Annotated in this window: 17 protein-coding genes and 2 pseudogenes; 8 read left to right on the top strand and 11 right to left on the bottom strand. The window is 32.0% G+C overall.

All coding sequences use genetic code 11. From position 1 onward, the window contains the following. Positions 1-83: 83 nt before the first annotated feature. From rpsT to RV14_RS10945, 9 genes and pseudogenes are all read right to left on the bottom strand, one after another. A complete protein-coding gene (gene rpsT, locus RV14_RS10980; protein WP_071856297.1) occupies positions 84-338 on the bottom strand; it encodes a 30S ribosomal protein S20 in 255 nt (84 codons plus the stop codon). Positions 339-694: 356 nt separating this feature from the next. Next, entirely contained in the window at positions 695-964 is a 270-nt protein-coding gene (locus RV14_RS10975; RefSeq protein WP_071856296.1) for a hypothetical protein, read from the bottom strand. A 278-nt stretch (positions 965-1,242) separates the two neighbouring features. After that, on the bottom strand, positions 1,243-1,371 hold the full coding sequence (locus RV14_RS12870) for a hypothetical protein (RefSeq protein ID WP_281245811.1): 129 nt from the start codon (positions 1,369-1,371) through the stop codon (positions 1,243-1,245). A gap of 74 nt (positions 1,372-1,445) precedes the next feature. After that, positions 1,446-1,901 (bottom strand): DUF441 domain-containing protein, encoded by a 456-nt coding sequence (locus tag RV14_RS10970; protein ID WP_071856295.1) that lies wholly within the window; start codon positions 1,899-1,901, stop codon positions 1,446-1,448. A gap of 85 nt (positions 1,902-1,986) precedes the next feature. Continuing rightward, on the bottom strand, positions 1,987-3,906 hold the full coding sequence (locus tag RV14_RS10965; protein WP_425429256.1) for a heavy metal translocating P-type ATPase: 1,920 nt from the start codon (positions 3,904-3,906) through the stop codon (positions 1,987-1,989). Between the two features lie 517 nt (positions 3,907-4,423). Further along, positions 4,424-4,680 (bottom strand): annotated as a pseudogene (locus RV14_RS10960) (type II toxin-antitoxin system PemK/MazF family toxin); the annotation flags it as partial. A 348-nt stretch (positions 4,681-5,028) separates the two neighbouring features. Beyond that, positions 5,029-5,862, bottom strand: a complete 834-nt coding sequence (locus RV14_RS10955; protein WP_071856294.1) for an undecaprenyl-diphosphate phosphatase — start codon at positions 5,860-5,862, stop codon at positions 5,029-5,031. Between the two features lie 372 nt (positions 5,863-6,234). Further along, a complete protein-coding gene (locus RV14_RS10950) occupies positions 6,235-6,924 on the bottom strand; it encodes a histidine phosphatase family protein (RefSeq protein WP_071856293.1) in 690 nt (229 codons plus the stop codon). Between the two features lie 28 nt (positions 6,925-6,952). Further along, entirely contained in the window at positions 6,953-7,579 is a 627-nt protein-coding gene (locus RV14_RS10945; protein WP_071856292.1) for an MBL fold metallo-hydrolase, read from the bottom strand. A gap of 287 nt (positions 7,580-7,866) precedes the next feature. Here RV14_RS10945 and RV14_RS10940 point away from each other — a divergent pair, with 287 nt between their 5' ends. Continuing rightward, positions 7,867-10,242 carry an ATP-dependent DNA helicase gene (locus RV14_RS10940; protein WP_071856291.1) on the top strand — a complete coding sequence of 792 codons (2,376 nt, stop codon included), beginning with the start codon at positions 7,867-7,869 and terminating at the stop codon, positions 10,240-10,242. 192 nt (positions 10,243-10,434) lie between these two features. Here RV14_RS10940 and RV14_RS10935 read toward each other — a convergent pair whose 3' ends face one another. Further along, complete coding sequence (locus tag RV14_RS10935; protein ID WP_071856290.1) at positions 10,435-10,926, bottom strand: YajQ family cyclic di-GMP-binding protein; 492 nt, start codon at positions 10,924-10,926, stop codon at positions 10,435-10,437. 155 nt (positions 10,927-11,081) lie between these two features. On the opposite strand from RV14_RS10935, the gene RV14_RS10930 reads away from it, so the two are divergent. The 6 genes and pseudogenes from RV14_RS10930 to RV14_RS10900 all read left to right on the top strand — a co-directional run bounded on the left by RV14_RS10930 (position 11,082) and on the right by RV14_RS10900 (position 16,174). Next, positions 11,082-12,020, top strand: coding sequence for a YitT family protein (locus tag RV14_RS10930; RefSeq protein WP_071856289.1), 939 nt, complete (start codon positions 11,082-11,084; stop codon positions 12,018-12,020). Positions 12,021-12,154: 134 nt separating this feature from the next. Continuing rightward, on the top strand, positions 12,155-12,493 hold the full coding sequence (locus tag RV14_RS10925; protein WP_143139768.1) for a metal-sulfur cluster assembly factor: 339 nt from the start codon (positions 12,155-12,157) through the stop codon (positions 12,491-12,493). Between the two features lie 180 nt (positions 12,494-12,673). Next, positions 12,674-13,653: pseudogene (locus RV14_RS10915) on the top strand (tyrosine-type recombinase/integrase). A 412-nt stretch (positions 13,654-14,065) separates the two neighbouring features. Beyond that, positions 14,066-14,821, top strand: coding sequence for a hypothetical protein (locus RV14_RS10910; RefSeq protein WP_071856287.1), 756 nt, complete (start codon positions 14,066-14,068; stop codon positions 14,819-14,821). 125 nt (positions 14,822-14,946) lie between these two features. Beyond that, positions 14,947-15,204, top strand: coding sequence for a hypothetical protein (locus tag RV14_RS10905; RefSeq protein ID WP_245785506.1), 258 nt, complete (start codon positions 14,947-14,949; stop codon positions 15,202-15,204). Positions 15,205-15,331: 127 nt separating this feature from the next. Beyond that, a complete protein-coding gene (locus RV14_RS10900; protein ID WP_071856286.1) occupies positions 15,332-16,174 on the top strand; it encodes a hypothetical protein in 843 nt (280 codons plus the stop codon). A gap of 484 nt (positions 16,175-16,658) precedes the next feature. Here the strand turns inward: RV14_RS10900 and RV14_RS10895 are convergent, their stop codons facing one another. After that, on the bottom strand, positions 16,659-16,994 hold the full coding sequence (locus RV14_RS10895; RefSeq protein WP_071856285.1) for a hypothetical protein: 336 nt from the start codon (positions 16,992-16,994) through the stop codon (positions 16,659-16,661). Positions 16,995-17,500: 506 nt separating this feature from the next. On the opposite strand from RV14_RS10895, the gene RV14_RS10890 reads away from it, so the two are divergent. Continuing rightward, positions 17,501-17,866, top strand: a complete 366-nt coding sequence (locus tag RV14_RS10890; protein ID WP_071856284.1) for a hypothetical protein — start codon at positions 17,501-17,503, stop codon at positions 17,864-17,866. Positions 17,867-18,002: the final 136 nt, after the last annotated feature.

The raw sequence follows: 18,002 nt of genomic DNA, 5'->3' as shown, positions 1-18,002 counted from the left end.
ATTTTTGCCATTTAAATAGAAAAGTGACATACTAGCAATCAGACAATTTTTTAAAATAAAAAAACCGGCCGCAGCCGATTTCCTTATTTAACGATTTTTTTGCTTAAACGAGATTTATCGCGATTTGCTTTATTTTTGTGAATTAGACCTTTTGTTTCAGCCATATCAATAGCTTTAACAGCTTCTTTATATAACGCATCTACGTTTTCAGCACCTGAAGCTACAGCATCTTCAAATTTTTTGATTGCAGTACGCATAGCGCTTGTTTGAGATGAATTTTTAGCATTCGCATTTTCACTTGTACGAACGCGTTTGATTGCAGATTCAATGTTTGGCATTATTAGTTTCACCTCCGATAAATTAAGTTCTTACGCGAGTGACCGCATAATTCAACATTCATTATTATACCTAAATCACGTAATCTTTGCAATATGAACATGACAAGTTTTTTTCCTTAACACTAAAATCAAAAATAAAAAACGCTACTGTGGGAGACAATAGCGTTTCACCAGAACAGATGAATGTATCTTTTAAAACAAAATTTGAATGGAACTGCTCGGTACTTAAATAGTATATAACAAAGTGAATCGTCTGCAAAGTTTTTTTGAAAAGGGATACGTTCCTTGTAAATAAGATATTCCTAACGATACCATTGTTCAGTTATTGATAACTGATGACCATTGAGTGAGGCTATTTATTCTGGGGTACCGATAATTTTAATGTATTCATCGATATTTTTAATCGTCATTTTTTTTATGACTAATTGATTGCGACGATTCCATTTTCCGCTAACTTCTAGAATGTATTTATTTAATGGAAGTCGCAAGATATATTTTGCAAGATAACGATCCTTAAGAAGACCGTTAATTATTCGATCCTCAAGTTGAAGATTTAAACCCGTTAACATCATTGGCTGTTCTTGTAAAACATAAGTATCAATTAAAAGACCTTCAAAAGTTTCCATGAGCGTCTTCCTTTCTATAAATGAAACATATGAGCGAACAAAACAGAGCTGTTCTATCCTTTAGTATAACAAAAAAAGAAAGAAGGAGGAACAGTGAAGACTAAACTTAAAATAAAGAGGCAATATAATTTTACTGAGTGAAAAAAGGTCGACAAAAAAAACTCCATTTTATAAAAACTGAAAAGATTTTACAAAATGGAGATAAATCATAGAGCATAATTGAACATTTTGTCTGATCAAATGATTTCTTTACTCATCTTAGTTGCACTATTCCACAATCAAAAAAAGGTAATAAACACATTTTTAAGTAAATCAGGGAATAAGAGATAAGCTAAACCTGAAATCAATAGGATAGCTAACAAAAACCAACCAATTGTGCCAGCAAAATATTTGAATTTTTCTAACATCAAATCACCTCATAATAAGTATATCATGAATGATTCGATTATTGAGGTTAAAACTCTTTAACAACACCGCGAGATCATTTGCTTAAGGAAAACAATTGTAAGAGACAATAAGTGATACCAGAGGCAATTACTGGTCCTGCTGCGATTCCTTTTAAAAAGACGACGCCAAGAATCGTACCAAAGACTAAAGCAACTGTAATTTGTGGATCTGAAGCAATCAGACCTACTCCTTTAGAAGACAACACAGCAACTAATCCCCCACAAAAAACAGCGATCCAACCAATTGGAGATTTAAATGCGTCAAGTAAATCTTTCAAACCAATGTCACCAGTAGCAATTGGTACTAGAATAGCTGTAGTAATAATGGTCACACCAAGATTGATGCCTTTACCTTGAAGCCAAGTAAGAAATAGTTTTGATGTAGGTACACACTTAAGCAGTAAAATAAATCCAGTTGCAATGATCAAACTTTGATTTTTAGAAAGTAGTGCAACCAGTAGAATTAACCCAAGAAAAAGCCAACTTTCCATAAATAAAGAACCTCACTTTCCTGCCAATCATCATATCATTTTTTTTATTGATACAAAAGAGAGGTTTTATTTTTATCAGAAAATATCAAGAAGAAAATTTTCTAGATTGTAGGGGGCAGCCAGTACAACGAATATTTTTTTTGTTCGATTTAGATAATGGTCTTAATAAACGCAATCCATTTAAAATTACTAAAATGGTGCTGCCTTCATGTCCAACAACGCCTAGAGGTAAGTTTAAAAATTGAAGAAAATTAGATAGAATTAGCAAACAAATAACTGATAAAGAAAAAATGATATTTTGCTTAATGACTTTTTTCATTTTAAGAGACAGTTGATGAGTTTCTACTAATTTGTTTAAATTATTTTGTACTAAGACAATATCGGCAATTTCCATTGCTGCATCCGTTCCTTCGCCCATAGCAATGCCTAAAGAAGCTGTAGCAAGAGCAGGTGCATCGTTTACCCCATCACCAACCATAGCTGTAACGGAGTAGGCTGTTTTTTGTAGCTGGGCATAGGAAGTTTTTTCCGCTGGCGTACAATTAGCTAAAAATTCCTTAATACCAACTTGTTCAGCGATTGCCTGTGCTGTTCCTTGGTTATCTCCTGTGATCATGCTTGTATGAATGTGGTGAGTATTAAAATAGTCAATGACTTGATGAGCATTTTTTTTGGGTACATCTAATAGACCAATTATTGCCATCAACTGGTTGTTTTTCGTTAAGGAAATAACTGTTTTTCCTTGCTGTTCAAGCAAAGTAATTTTGTGGATGATTTCTTTATCCTCAATCCTCGTTTTTTGGGGATTCCATTTTCCTACAGTCCATTCGTTTTCTTGATAAACAGTTCGTAAGCCAAAACCTGTAATTTCTTCAATAGGTAATCGTTGAATTTCCTTTGGTAATGGACACTTGAAATGTGTAACGATTGCTTGTGCTAAAGGGTGAGACGTTTTTTGTTCCATTGTAACTAAAAGTTGTTGAGCAAGTAATTTATTTTCTATAAAATGACTATCTGTGACGACTGGTTTTCCTTTAGTTAACGTTCCCGTTTTATCAAAGGCAATGGCTTTTAAATCAGACAGTTGCTCCAAATGAATACCGCCCTTAATTAACACGCCACTTCGTGCGGCGCTAGACAATGCCGCTAAAGTAGCCGGGGTGGCAGAAGCGATCAAAGCACAAGGAGAGGCTACCACTAGCAAAACCATTCCTCGATAGAAGCTTTCTTGAAAGCTCCAACCAAAAAAGAAATGAGAAACGATAATCATTAATGGAACAATCAACAGCACCGCTTTAACGTAAGTATTTTCAATGCGTGAGATAAAAGAAGCTGTTTTTGTCGGCGTATTTTGTGCTTCTTCCACTAATTTAATAATTTTGGCAAAAACAGTATCCGAAATTTTTTTAGTTACACGAAGAGTGAATGGATTTCCTTGATTGATGGTTCCGGCAAATAGCTCATCATGTTGTATTTTTTCTACAGGCACTGATTCTCCGTTGATGGTTGATTCATCAATAGTTGCTTGATGACTCTCCAAGAAGCCGTCAATAGGAATCGTCGCACCCTTAGGAACAAAAACGCGATCATCAATATTTAAATCATTGACTTCAATTTCTTCCAATTCTTCTTTTTGATTTAAACGTTGAGCTTTTTGCGGTTGAAGGTTCATCAATGCTGTGATTTCTTGTTGGCTTTTATTTGTAGTATATTCTTCTAAGGCTCCGCTTAAACAAAAAATAAATGTTAACATCGCTCCTTCAAAAAAATTTCCGATCAAACAAGCACCAATGGCTGCTAAGGCCATTAATAAATCAACATTTAAAGTTTTTTCATGCCAAAGTTCTTTTAATCCCTCTTGAGTTTGTTTGTAACCACCAAATAAAATGGCTCCTAAATAAAAGATTAAACTCCAGTAAGGAAAAAACGAATGAAAGATAAATCCTAAAACCATGAGTAATAAACACCCGATTGTTGGTAAAAATGGGTAATTTAAATTATTCAATTCATATGTCCTCCTTTTTAAAATTACTATAACATAGCAAAAAACTAATTGATAATAAAAATAAGTAAATGAGAACGATAATGGTTATCAGTTATAATTTAAGGCTATATAGAGAAATATTAATTAAAATAAATGTAAAAAGAAAAGATAAATATAATGGTATATCTCTAAGATTTTTTAGATAAGCACGACATTTTATTGGATAGAAAAGACAAAGCTAAGTAAATGTAAAGAGCAAAACTTTGACTAAGAATGTTAGCCTTAGAAGAGTATGTAATAGAGAATAAAATTTGTTACATGGCAACTCTATTGTTTTGACCGGAAAGCTATAATAGTTAATGGTAAAAAACTATAGTCCATTCATAAACAAGACTACTCAAAGAAAAAGATAGATTTAAATGATGAAAATAAGTAGGATTTTATAATGTTTCATGTTGTCAAAATCAATCTTAAATAGGACTTGTTCTTAACTTTATGATAGATTATTATGAGGTTTATTACAGTAAAATAAGCATCATCATTGATTTTTACGATGCTTAAAACAGGTATTATATAATCTGATCTGATCAATTTTAGCTATATCTTGTAAGGGAAAACTTTCCATTTTCTTTGTTTAAAGTCAAGGGATTTTAATTGAAGGATAAGTACTTGTCTTTTTATATCTAATTCTTTTGGTAATGTATAGTGTGTCGGCAAATTTTTTATAGTGGAAGTAATCGGGTTAATAACTGCAAAAATTGTCTTACGATTAAATTCACAATGAGAAACAACTAATCTAAGAAATAGATCACAATATATTCTTGATTTTCTGAAGGAGTTTTTTTTCGGTATTAGAAGGTAAAGTAATCACTACATAGCTTTCTTATTTATAATCTAGATTTTATAATAAGCATTATATGTACCCTTTAAGAATATATATTATGTAACTTAAGCAATACAAAGTTAATCCTATTTATCTAATAATTTAAATTTAAGAATAAAGTGTCTATAAAATCAATGTTTTTTAGAATAGAAAATAGATCCAATTTTAATATTACGCATTAAAATTGGATCTATTTTCTTTTTAAAAAGAACGAATATCACGTCTTTTTTATTTGTGAGAAGAAACGATTTGCTACTTGTTTACATTGCGATAAACCAGTAACCAATTAGAATAATTCCTAGAATAATTCGATACCAGCCGAAGATAGTAAAATCATTTTTCTTCAAATAGCTTAATAAAAATTTGATAGCTAAAATAGAGACAACAAATGAAACGAGTGTACCAATTAGTAAAACAACAGTTTCTTCCATTTTAAAGGAATTTCCTTCTGCAAGATACTTGACGATTTTCAAACTGCTGGCTCCAAACATGACAGGAATACCTAGGAAAAACGAAAATTCAGTAGCAACGAATCTTGATGCGCCAATTAAAATAGCACCGAGAATCGTGGCACCAGAACGAGAAGTTCCCGGCACTAAAGCCAATACTTGAAATAATCCTACGAGTAAGGCTGCTTGGTAAGTGAAGTCATTCAAGGTTGTCCAACGTGGAGTTTGCTTTTTATTTCGTTTTTCTACAAGAATAAATGCAATTCCGTAAACAATCAATACGATTGCCACAGGCAGGAATTTATGAAAGTGTTCTTCTAACCAGTCATCTAAAGGTAACCCGATGATAATAGCTGGAATACAAGCGACAATTACTTTAAACCAAAGTGTCCAAGTATCTTTTTTTTCTACTGTTGTTTTTCTAGGAGAAAAAGGATTTAATTTATGAAAATATAAAACAACAACTGCTAAAATCGCTCCTAATTGAATAACAACGTTAAACATTGACATAAATGATGAACTAGCATCAAGCTTGATGAACTGATCTGCTAGAATCAAATGACCAGTGCTACTGATCGGCAGCCACTCAGTAATTCCTTCAATAATTCCTAAGATAACTGCTTTAATAATATTTGCAAAAAACATAATTACCTTCCTTCCAAAGTAAAATACATTATTTAGTATACCGTTATTTGTTGTTAAAACTCAAATGCTTTCTCAATGTTAAGAAAAATTTGAGGAATGGTAGAAAAAATGAAAAGAAAATGAATGGACAGAACGTTTTTTTGTTTTAAAAAATAAGGACAAAATAGGGTTACCTTTATTTTATGATTTCTTATTGATTTATTAATAGAGTAGTGATTCAAAAAATAGAACGTAAAATATAAAATACAAATGAATTAATCAAAATAAAATTGGTATGTGTTGAATAAAGCTGTTAAAAAACCACCCATGAAAACGGGTGGAGTATACTTAGATCCATCTATTAAACGGAAAATAGCTGTATAGATAAGAATACTAGGCGTTATGTTTTGCATTTTCGATGTAGCTAATATCATTAATTCCTGCAATTGAAAATTTTCCATTTTTATAGGTTAGTTTTGTTACACTGCCATTTAATAAGCCGGCTCGAACAGGTTGATTTTTATCAACCAGATTTAGCAAAAAAGCAATGGTTAAGCCATGAGAAACGACAAGCACATTTCCACCACCATTTTTTTCACAACGATGAGCAATGTCTTCAAATCCATTCCAAACTCGATTTTTTAATGCGTTATATGTTTCAGACCAACCAGCTGTATCAAGTTCGTAGATTGCATTTGCAATTTGCTCAAAGGTTACCTCTTTCGTAAACATTTCATTATAAGTTTTAAAATTCAAGATACGGGGGACGACACCCCACATTTCCATATCGTAACCTCCTTCTAAAGAACCAAAACACCATTCACGGAGCCGTTGATCAATAAAGTAAGGTATTTCTTTGCCTTTTGTATGTTCACTTAAAAGAATACGAGTAGTTTCAATGGCACGACCACTGTCACTGGAGTAGGCAAAAGCAAAATCAATCGTTTTTATTCCTTTGCCGAGAAAATGAATGCTTTCTTGTCCTTGCTTTGTCAAAGGGGTATCACACCAACCTTGGACGCGTTCAATGGTGTTGAACATTGTTTTTCCGTGTCTAACGATATAAAGAATTGTTTCTGTCATTTTTCTGTCCTCCTATTTTATGGTTTGGCTAAGCATTAAAAAAAGGATTGGTTCGTTTTTCATGCTCGATCGTTGTTGCATCTCCATGACCGGGGTAAACAGCAAATTCATCTGGTAAAGTAAATAGCTGGGTATTGATGCTGTGCAGCAATTGTTCTAAGTTTCCAGTATATAGATCCGTTCGCCCGATGCTGCCTTTAAAGAGTGCGTCTCCTGCCACGACAAAGTCATCAAAAATAAAACTAACACTGCCAATCGAATGACCGGGAGTAGGAACTACGCGAAAAGAAATGTTTCCAAGAGAATAGGTTTTCATTTCAAATTTATACTCTGCTGGAGAAACGATAATATCATTTATGTCATCGTGACGTCCTAATCCAGAAAGATTCAAAATAGGATTTCCTAGCCATTCTTGTTCTAAAGGACTAACGTAAACAGGAATATGATAGAAATGCCGAAGTTCTTCTACGGCTCCTATGTGGTCATAATGGGTATGAGTAAGTAAAATTGCTACTGGTTGTTGGTGTGTTTTTTCAATTTGTGCTTTGATTTTAAAGCCATCTTCACCGGGATCAATAATTAATAAAGCCTCTTCGTTGTACACTAAATAACAATTTTCTTCGATCTTTCCTGTTTTTAGTTGTTCGATTTGCATAAAGATTCCTCCTGTTTGCTTATTTGTCCTTAGTATAACTCAATTAGTAAAAGGAAACAAAAGACCATACTTAAGAAAATAACAAAAAGCAGTAGTGAGAATTTGCGTTTTAGTTAACCACCTATATTCTATGAGACAAAATATTTTATTAATTTTAATTACCAAAATAAGGAACTTTTTTCGGGCGTTTTTATTGTTACATTGTTCTATTTAAAGAATAATATTGGGATAAGAAAGCAAGGATTTTTGTATTTTGCTTATCTGTCTTTTTTCAGGTAAGCTTATAGATGAAGGAGGCGGAATGGGTGAAACAATCAAAAATATCGGTACGAAACTTAGTGGAGTTTATTTTAAGAGGTGGCAGTATCGACAACCGTAAAAAAAGCAACCATACCGCATTAGAAGGTGCTAAAATCCATCGAAAGCTGCAAAGAAAAGCCGATAAAACGTATGAAAAAGAAGTTTTTTTGAAAACAACTGTTCAAATGGAAGAATATTGTTTGATTGTAGAAGGGCGAGCAGATGGTGTTTTTCAAAAAGAAGGGATGTATTATATTGACGAAATAAAAACTTCAGAACTAAGGTTTGAAGACCTTGAACCAGAGCAAGTGGAGCTATTTTTCCATCAAGCAAGAACGTATGCTTATATTTACTGTCATGAGCATGATTTAAAAGAAATCAAGTTACAACTGACTCATTTCCAGACTACAGAAGAAGTTATTACACGCAAAATTCAGCATCAAACAATTGAACAATTGGATGATTTTTTTAAAAAACTAACAGAGGCGTACAAAGAATGGCTTATTTTTAAAGAAAATTGGCGTATAGTTAGAAACGCTTCGTTGATGGCATTAAAATTTCCTTATGAATCCTATCGAAAGGGACAAAGAGAATTAGCGGTTGCTGCTTATAAAACCATTTGTACTAGACAAAAGTTATTTGTTGAAGCACCGACTGGAACGGGCAAAACGATGTCTACTTTATTTCCTGCTCTAAAAGCAGTTGGAGAAGAAGAAGGCGAGCGAATTTTTTATTTAACTGCTAAAACGATTACTAGGCAAGTCGTTGAAGATGCGTTAGTAGTTTTAAAAGAAGCAGGCGCTGAAACAAAAAGTGCGACGTTAACTGCTAAAGAAAAAATTTGTTTTTTGGATGAAACAACTTGCAATCCAGATCAATGTCCTTATGCGAATGGTTATTATAATCGAATTAATGAAGGATTATGGGATTTGTTGAACCACGAAAATCAAATGACAAGAGAAGTGATTGAAAGGTATGCAAAAAAGCACACGCTTTGCCCTTTTGAGTTGTCTTTAGATGTGAGTTTATGGTGTGATGTAATTATCGGTGATTACAATTATCTGTTTGATCCGACTGTTTATTTGCGTCGATTCTTTGAAGAGGAAAAGAACGAAGACTATCTTTTTTTGATTGATGAAGCTCATAATTTAGTAAACCGCTCCAAAGAAATGTATTCAGCTAAGTTATCTTATCGAAGTGCAAAAAATGTTTACAGGGTCATTCCTAAAGAATATCAAAAATTACGGCGACGTTTCAATAAGTTTCTGAGAGAATTTGATAAAATTGAAGAACTTTCCAATAATGAAGGCTGGGTCTACCATCATCAAAAAGCACCCGCAGAAACACTGGTTAAGATCGGTTATTCATTGAGTGAGCAAATTCAAGAATGGTTAGCCGAATATCCAGAACACTCCATTCAAGAAATGCTACTTCCTTTTTATTTTGAATTGCTTCATTTCTTGAAAATCAGTGAATATTATGATGATCATTATGAAACGACCGTTGAAAAAAGTTACCGTGATTTGATCATTAAAGAATTTTGTATTGATCCTAGCCTCTTTTTGGAACGCTCTTTAGCCAAAGGGAGAAGTAGTTTATTATTTTCAGCTAGTTTTTCTCCGTTATCTTATTATCAAGAAACTTTGGGAGGAAAAGAAAGTATAGCTTATCGTTTGCCTAGTCCTTTTCCAGAAGAAAATCAAAAAATTCTGATTGCTGCTTATTTAGAAACGACTTATCGTAAAAGAGAAGCAACGATGTCGCAATTGATTGAGACGATCTATCATTTTTCTAAGGAGAAAATAGGTAACTATCTGGTTTTTTTCCCTTCGTATCAATATTTGGATCAAGCAGTCATGGCTTTTCAAAAAAATTATCCAGATGTAAATTTATTGATTCAAGATACGAAGATGAACGAAACAGAAAGAGAAAACTTTTTAGCTCATTTTAAAATTGATCCTGAAGAAACTTTGTTGGCGTTTTGCGTGTTAGGGGGTATTTTTTCAGAAGGAATTGATCTAAAAGGCACGCGCCTGATTGGAAGTATGATTGTTGGAGTAGGCTTGCCGCAAATAAATCATGAACAAGAATTGATCAAAGCTTATTATGATGAAAAGGAAAGTCTTGGTTTTGCTTATGCTTACCAATTGCCGGGCATGAATAAAGTTTTGCAAGCAGCTGGGCGGGTGATTCGAGCTGCAACTGATAAAGGAATCGTGTTACTAGCAGATCATCGTTTCAGTCGGATTGATTATTGTCAACTATTTCCTAAACATTGGCGTTTGGCAAAAACAGTCGCAAACATCAAAGAGCTGTCACAAGAAATTCAGAAATTTTGGGGGAATGATGGAATGAATCGTTGAAGAATTTTTTGGCGTAGATTTATTGGATTAATTTTTTAAGGTACGAAGAAGTAAACCAATCGTCTTTTTAAAAAGGAAGTAAGACTGATTTTTACGGGCAAGATCAAAATCAGTCTTATTTTTAGAATCTTTATTTTCTTGTAGTATGTAAAAGAAAAACGACTCAACTATTTAATTAGTTTTTCCAACTGTTTAGCGATAGTTGGTAAATTGCAGTTCGATCGGCCATTCCATTTTTCTAAGCAAAGTAATCACCGCTTGCAGATCATCACGATTTTTTCCTGTTACGCGAATTTGGTCTTCTTGGATTTGTGTTTTTACTTTTATTTTGGAATTTTTGATGGCTATTGTGATTTTTTTTGCATTTTCCCGATCAATTCCACAAATAAGTTCAGCCGTTTGGCGTGCTTTTCCACCTAGTGCATGCTCGGATTCTGAAAAATGGATGTTTTTAATTGGAACATTTCGTTTATTTAACTTGCTAAATAAGACATCTTTCATTTGTTCAATTTTAAAATCGTCATCACTGACAAGGGTTAATTTTGGAGGATCAAATTTAATGTCTATCGTTGAATCTTTGAAATCAAAACGATTAGTTAATTCCTTAACGGTTTGTTGAATCGCATTTTTTACTTCTTCAATTGTTACCTCTGAAACAATGTCAAAACTTGCATCTTTTGCCATAGACACTCTCCTTCGTTTTTTCTTTTATTGTATCATAGAAAATAAATACATTTGAAGCTTTACTAAAATTCTTCTCATTTATGATTCAAGTATTTTAATTTAATGAATAACCTGTTATTCTTACAATTGAACCACATTGAAAGGAAGAGGTGTTTGTGAATAAGATTATGACAGTGTATCAACGAAATGAAAGTTTAAAAAAAATTGCGGTTATCTTAATTACCGGACTGACTGCAGCGATTGCATTGAATTATTTTTTGATTCCAGCAAACGTCTTTTCCGCAGGAATGAATGGAATTGCTCAAATTATAGCTTCGTTATTATCTGATTGGCTCCACGTCCACGTAGATACAGGAGCATTTATTTTTATTTTAAATATTCCTGTGTTTATTCTAGGTTTTCTAAAAGTAGGTAAACGAGCTACCTTTTTAAGTTTTGTCAACGTCGTTGCAGTATCAGCAGCAACTGCTTTGCTGCCAACGGGACAAGTTACCGACAACATTTTAATGAATGCTTTAGTAGGTGGTGTTTTATTGGGTGTAGGTGTAGGTATTTCTCTTAAGATGGGCTTCACTACTGGAGGAATGGATATTATTTCTTTAGTTCTTTCTCAAACGACAGGAAAAACAGTAGGAAATTATATGCTTATGCTCAATGGATTAATTGTAGTTATTGCCGGTTTTCTTTTTAATTGGGAAAGTGCACTTTACACGATTATTTCTATTTATGCCATGACACAGGTAATCGATGCGATCCATACGAGCCATCAAAAAGTAACTGCGATGATTGTAACCGTCAAACCAGAAGAAGTGACTACCGCTATTGCTCAGAAAATGGTGCGAGGAATGACGTTGTTGCCTTCAATTGGGGGCTACTCTAAAAAAGAAGGAAAGACGATCATGATGGTGATTACACGTTATGAAATGTATGATTTGGATCAAATCGTCCATGAAATAGATGAAGATGCCTTTATCAATATTTTACCTACACATTCTGTTTTTGGGCGTTTTGCCAATGAAACCGAACAAAATCTTTATCGTTCTACGGGAATCTTACCGGAAATAAAGAACCCTTCATCCAAAAATAAAAAATGATAATTAATTTAAATAAAAAGTACTAGTAATCGATAATTAAATTAATAAATGAGAATATAGTATATTAATTCTCATTTACAAATGTTTAAAAAAAGAGTATGATAAACAAAAATTGCATGAAGGAGTGTTGTAGGATGAATAATCAAGTATGGTCGACAGAAGAAATAGAAGCCATCAAAGAACGTATCTTAGCTGCTTTAGAAATGGTCATTGATCCTGAATTAGGTATTGATATCGTAAACTTAGGTTTGATTTATGACGTTGAGTTTAATCCTGAAAACGGAGAAACAGTTATCAAAATGACGTTAACGACGATGGGATGTCCATTAGCAGACATCTTAACTGATTCCATCCATGACGCATTAAAAGAAGTATCAGAAGTCAGCAAAGTAGAAGTAAAACTAGTTTGGTATCCGGCATGGACGACCGATAAAATGAGTCGCTATGCTCGGATTGCTTTGGGGATTCGCTAGGGGAAACGTTGATTTAACAGCATTTTTCACTCGTTAAGTATGTAATCTAAGCCGATTTTTTGGACTTCGGATACCTACACAAAATGAGGGTGTTTCTAATACGGATACCAGACAGAATGAGAAAACAAGTTGAAACTCTTTTATTAACTTTTAGAAAAAGTTGATAAGGGAGTTTTTGTTTTGCAAAATTTCAGGTTAGAGGAACTATTAGAAGAAATGTTATTCAACGAAAAAGCCAGAGGAATATCACAAAAAACGATTAAGAAGCATCAAAAATTTTTGAATCTGTTCTTTGAATTTTTGAAAAAAGAGCAGATATACTTTATTGAAGACGTGGCACCAAAAAGCATTAGGCAATTCATATTGATGAAATTAGAAGAGGGATGTGCTGAAACATATGTGAATAGCCATCTAAGAAGCATCAGAGCGTATTATTTAAGTATTGTGTAGATGAAGATTACATCCGATACGATAGAAACCCCTGTATGCGTGTTAAGTGGGTTAAAGAGCGTAAGGTAATTATTCAGACATTTAATGATATGGAAATCAAAGAGATGTTGGGAGTAGCAAAGAAGTTAACTTTCTTTAAACCTCAGAAAATGGATAAGCAACACACTGGCTATCAAACAAAATTCACGAATTAAAGAGATTACTTGCTCTTATTAATTCTTATAGACACGGGACTTAGAATTAATGAGGTAATGAACTTAAAAGATTTTCACATCACTAATAAGGAGTTATTCGTTGAAAATGGGAAAGGGAAGAAAGATAGGATTGTTCATTGCTCACCGTTGATTTACAAAGAATATATAAAATACAAGCGAGTAGCAAATTCCTTTTTTGAATATAATGAAATAGAGAATATAGACAATTATTTATTTTTAACAAGAGAAGGCAAACAATACAACTATATTTTAGCTGAACGAGCAATCATAAAAATTGGGAATCAATGCAAGATTAGAAAATCTATTCGGGTAAGTCCACACAGTTTTCGGCATTATTTCGCTCAAAAATTAGTTCGGAATGGTACTGATATTTATAGAATTCAGAAACTACTAGGACATGCTTCAATAAAAACTACTGAAGTTTATTTGAGAAGTTTAAATATTGAAGATGAAATTAGTAAAGCTGTGGACTATTCACCATTGCAGACGATTTAAAGGTATTATTATTAGTTTAATGTCAATTAATAGAAATCTAAAGAAATGTAGAATCAGAATATGTAAGAAAATTTGATTCATCTTTTTGAGTGAACACACAACATGGCTAAAACATAGTCTTGGGGAGAAGTTGCAAGTAACAAACGTGCTAAAGGAACTGGTGGATGATTTTTCGTTTGTGGAGATTTGAATTTTGAAATGGGAGGGTTACAACGGTTTACACTCTAAATGATTAAACATTAAACAGTTAATATTTCATTGATAAGTAAATTAGAACAATTACTAAAATGATAAGTTTGTCGTAATCATGTTATGTTAAAAAAGTATGTAGTAAAAAATAATCATCTATATTAATATGATATATATTAAGAAATAAGTATGTCTAAGGAGAATATTTTAAGGAGAATATTTAATGTTACTAACATACGATGAATTAAACTTAATGACTGATTATCTTAATAGTAATGACAAAATCATTATTCAAGATTATGTTTCTGCTGAAGAGTTTAACTATACTAATCCAGTTCTGATAGTTATCGACCCAATCCTTTCTCAATTTAGAAAATATGATGTTATCAAGAAAAATAATTTGAATTATTTCAGAGATAATTTTTCGGATAGCATTAATACCTTACAGCAAATTGTAGATATCTATGAACAAGAAGGATATGAAGGGTTAGTTCCAATAATAAATTATTCAGCTGAAATTAAAATAATCACTATCTATCAAACTTGTAAGGCATTTATTAATTATAGAAATACCCATGGATTTAAAAATGATTTAGAAGCGATGAAAGATTGGGCTATTCATGCAGAACAAGGGGATTCAATTAATTCAGTTAAAGGAATTGGCATTGCTACTTTTCAATATTTTCAAATGCTCCTTGGGGTCGATACAGTTAAACCAGATGTCCATATCATTAATTTTTTTGAGGAACAAATTGGCAAGAAATTTAATGATAGAAAAGTTATAACAGCATTTACAGAGTTAGCTAATTATATGAATGTGAAATTAGTTAATTTAGACCACGCTATTTGGCTTTATAAAAGCAAATATGGAAAAACTGTCAATACTGTAAGTAAGTTGAAATTGCTAATCAATGATTTAAATCAGAGAGAACTAAAAGAAGTTCAAAAATATATTGATTCCAAATTAGAAACAATATGATTTAGAAATAGGAAAATTGAGACTCGAGAAAAGAATATAGAATGGCTTATGTTTAATTCACAGTGACTTTTTTATATCTTACAAATTTGCTAGAGGATAATTCTGCTGATTAATACCAAGTATACATGGGAGATAACGGTGCATACTTCAATGACTTGAAAGCACAACATCTAACTCAAAAAGATGTTGACTTTGCTCGTAAAGTATTGGAAACTGCGAAAGGGAATAACCAATTCAAAAAAGATGAAGATGTAGAAGGAACAGAAGCTACTGAAAAAGTAGCAGTTCCAGATGAAAAACCTGTTAAAGAAAACACTGCAGTAGTTGATGAATCAGCTATCCCTGCTGAAGATTTACTAGGTTTGGATGATTTAGAGATTTAATATAAGTAATAGAGAGGAAATTTCCTCTCTATTTTTTTGCCTGAAATAGAGCTAATTATTATAGATAACTTTAAATTTGGCGTGCTATACTAAAAGAAATATTTTTGACAAAGGAGTTCGTTAGTAAATGATTCTAGAAGAATTTTTGAAAATGGAAAAACACGAGGCAGTAGAATATGATTTTAAAAAAGAAATTTTTCAGCTGAGAAATCTTAATTACCATAATTTTAGAGAAATTGAGAGAGTTCTCATTTACAAAGGGAACATTTTTCAGAAAGAAAGTGACTGTGACAGATTACCTTTGACGATGAGTATCTATAATACTATTTGGGGCGATGAGATAAATAGGTATTTTGATATCGAAAATGCGGGAAGTTTTATCCCGTCTAACGGGGAAACAATGAACTCTTTCACAAGAATCTACAAAATTTATGCAGATGTCATCAAGCAAAATAGGCGATATAATTTTGATTGTGATGAGCTTAATAAATTTGCTAAATTAACTCATTCATTGGGTAACTTTATACCTGTTTATAGTATTTATGAAAAAAATGCTTCGCCATTCAATGTTTCAAGAAACGCTAGCACACATGATTACTGGGACTTAACAATGCTTGATATTAAAAATTATTTTGCTAACAAACAAGAATTTGTACCAAAGTATATCAGAAACTCTAGTAATTGGTTTGAAACTTATCGAAACGACTCGTTTGATAATGGATTTAATGAATTTTGTAGTAAACACTTTCTAGACGATTGGATAATAAAAGAAAATGAACCGGATTCTAAGTGGAACGAAAGAAATCTATTTTGGGAACATCATGAGACGAAAAGACATGCAGTATCTCATTTTTCTAATGAAGGTGGAGAAGAATTATTTAGGAAAATTCTTTCAAGAATAAATCAATCTATCATTACTAGAGGAGAACTCATGTATGATAAATTAAAAGAGGAATTTGAGAAAAGATGATGTTCCATGAATTTGTCTTCCCTTTTTATTGCTGATACAAAGGATCTATGATTATATAGGAGTTGAAAATATGTTTGTTTTTCCGAGCGAATATACTATGTTAGTGGCATTATATGGTAGTTTGACTAGTGATAAAAGATTATCTTAACACAAGGCAGATTAGCTATTTTAATGCTTATTTCTACATTTTTTTAACTGTTAGAAAGGTTATACTAAAAAAACATTCAAATTTTCATCTATGCTTTTGATTGGATTGCGTATTTATTTTGCAAGATTAGTGATTACAGCCTCCATCAAGATTTTCTTAAATATCTTTGATTGTTCTTTCGAAATTATATTTTTCCATAAAAATAACTACGCCTAAAAATTGCGTTTTTTTGTGCTAATTTTTTCGGCGCAGTTCAATATTTAAAGTATACGGATGATTGGAAAACAGAATTTAAATGTGGCTTGAAAAACTATGAAGCATAGTCATAGTGCAGAGTTAACGAGAAAAAGAAGTTTTGCTTTTCAATTCTTTAGTTATGGTCATTTTCCTAGAGTTGTTTTTTGCAGCAGATTGCATGAGTCGAATGGTATGGATACTTTTTTGCTGCTTGGTGGTAGTCGAACACTGCTCATACGTATTTTTTGAGGAGTAAGACTTTTTTATTTCAAGGGATTTCTTGAAAGAATACTCTTTAACAGCTTCTTTAATAGCTGTCTTAATTGGCCGTATAATGTATTGGACGAATCTTGAAAAAAATCCTTTTCGTTTAAAATTTAGACTTGAAGAGTGATTTTTTTGAGAGACTTGGGTAACAAATAATCGTTTATTCATTTTATTTCCTCCTTTTTGTAAAACCATCATATAATTAATTTTTTTAAAATAAGTATTTATTTTTCAAAAAAATGAAAAATTTAACTTTCGCAAATAAGGAGATAGCCAATTATTTTTTTATTTGCTGATAAAAATTATTTGAATTTAGCCAACAATTTCTTTATGAATTGGATAAATAGAAGAATACATGAAGATTTTTGTTATGCTATAATTTGTAAAATGAACAACATTATAATTACATATTTTTTTATTGTTCTATATTGCTTTTTTTGCATAGGCCTAGGTTGTTTCGTTATTTTTAACTCATTATTATTCTACTGATTTTTACATGGATATAACAGTAAAGATTATAATTGGAGATTTTAAAAAGACTTCTTCACTATTGGCAAAGGAGAAGAATTACAAAAACGGGACGTTATTAATGATTGAAGTGATGATGGATAGGGTGTGTTTATGATTGATAAAAGAATCAGTTTGTTATAGAAAATATGTAATGGAGGAAATTTATGAATAGAAAAGTTCTTTATTGGTTATTGGTAGCATTTAGCCTTGGCTTAGTCGCTTGTGAAGGAAGGAATTCTAGTCAGGCAATGGATTGGTTGGTCGGTAGTTGGTATAGTAAAGAATGGCAGGTAACTTATGATATTCATCAGTCTGATAGTCAATGGACGATTAAAAATAAAACCAATGTTTTGACAGAAAGTGCTAAATTAGTTAAATCTTCGAATGATAAAAAAATTGTACTGATTTCATCTGAAGGAACAAAATTTTTAATTACTAAATTAGATGATCAAACTATTGATTTTCAACAAGTTGCAAAAGCAGGATTATTTGGTATTACCAAAAAAGTAACGTTCAAAAAAATGAGTTGATTGAAAAGTTAATACATAAAAACGTTTCAGATGTCATGATGAAATTGCAGTCATGATTGATTCAATAAAAAAAGACAAAGCCGAATAAAAAAGGCTTTGTCTTTTTTTATTAGTACCAGCCGTTAGCTAACCAGAA

The organism is Enterococcus ratti, assembly GCF_001886195.1.
GTDB classification, from domain to species: domain Bacteria; phylum Bacillota; class Bacilli; order Lactobacillales; family Enterococcaceae; genus Enterococcus_B; species Enterococcus_B ratti.
The sequence above is the reverse complement of the archived record's forward strand: the minus strand, read 5'-3'. Positions and strand labels throughout refer to the sequence as shown.

Coding starts and splice junctions, on each gene's coding strand:
- RV14_RS10940 (WP_071856291.1), top strand. CDS start 7,867: ATGAAGGAGGCGGAATGGGTGAAACAATCAAAAATATCGGTACGAAAC.
- RV14_RS10890 (WP_071856284.1), top strand. CDS start 17,501: ATGAATAGAAAAGTTCTTTATTGGTTATTGGTAGCATTTAGCCTTGGC.
- RV14_RS12870 (WP_281245811.1), bottom strand. CDS start 1,371: ATGTTAGAAAAATTCAAATATTTTGCTGGCACAATTGGTTGGTTTTTG.
- RV14_RS10935 (WP_071856290.1), bottom strand. CDS start 10,926: ATGGCAAAAGATGCAAGTTTTGACATTGTTTCAGAGGTAACAATTGAA.
- RV14_RS10975 (WP_071856296.1), bottom strand. CDS start 964: ATGGAAACTTTTGAAGGTCTTTTAATTGATACTTATGTTTTACAAGAA.
- RV14_RS10925 (WP_143139768.1), top strand. CDS start 12,155: ATGAATAATCAAGTATGGTCGACAGAAGAAATAGAAGCCATCAAAGAA.
- RV14_RS10905 (WP_245785506.1), top strand. CDS start 14,947: ATGGGAGATAACGGTGCATACTTCAATGACTTGAAAGCACAACATCTA.
- rpsT (WP_071856297.1), bottom strand. CDS start 338: ATGCCAAACATTGAATCTGCAATCAAACGCGTTCGTACAAGTGAAAAT.
- RV14_RS10950 (WP_071856293.1), bottom strand. CDS start 6,924: ATGACAGAAACAATTCTTTATATCGTTAGACACGGAAAAACAATGTTC.
- RV14_RS10970 (WP_071856295.1), bottom strand. CDS start 1,901: ATGGAAAGTTGGCTTTTTCTTGGGTTAATTCTACTGGTTGCACTACTT.
- RV14_RS10945 (WP_071856292.1), bottom strand. CDS start 7,579: ATGCAAATCGAACAACTAAAAACAGGAAAGATCGAAGAAAATTGTTAT.
- RV14_RS10895 (WP_071856285.1), bottom strand. CDS start 16,994: ATGAATAAACGATTATTTGTTACCCAAGTCTCTCAAAAAAATCACTCT.
- RV14_RS10900 (WP_071856286.1), top strand. CDS start 15,332: ATGATTCTAGAAGAATTTTTGAAAATGGAAAAACACGAGGCAGTAGAA.
- RV14_RS10955 (WP_071856294.1), bottom strand. CDS start 5,862: ATGTTTTTTGCAAATATTATTAAAGCAGTTATCTTAGGAATTATTGAA.
- RV14_RS10910 (WP_071856287.1), top strand. CDS start 14,066: ATGTTACTAACATACGATGAATTAAACTTAATGACTGATTATCTTAAT.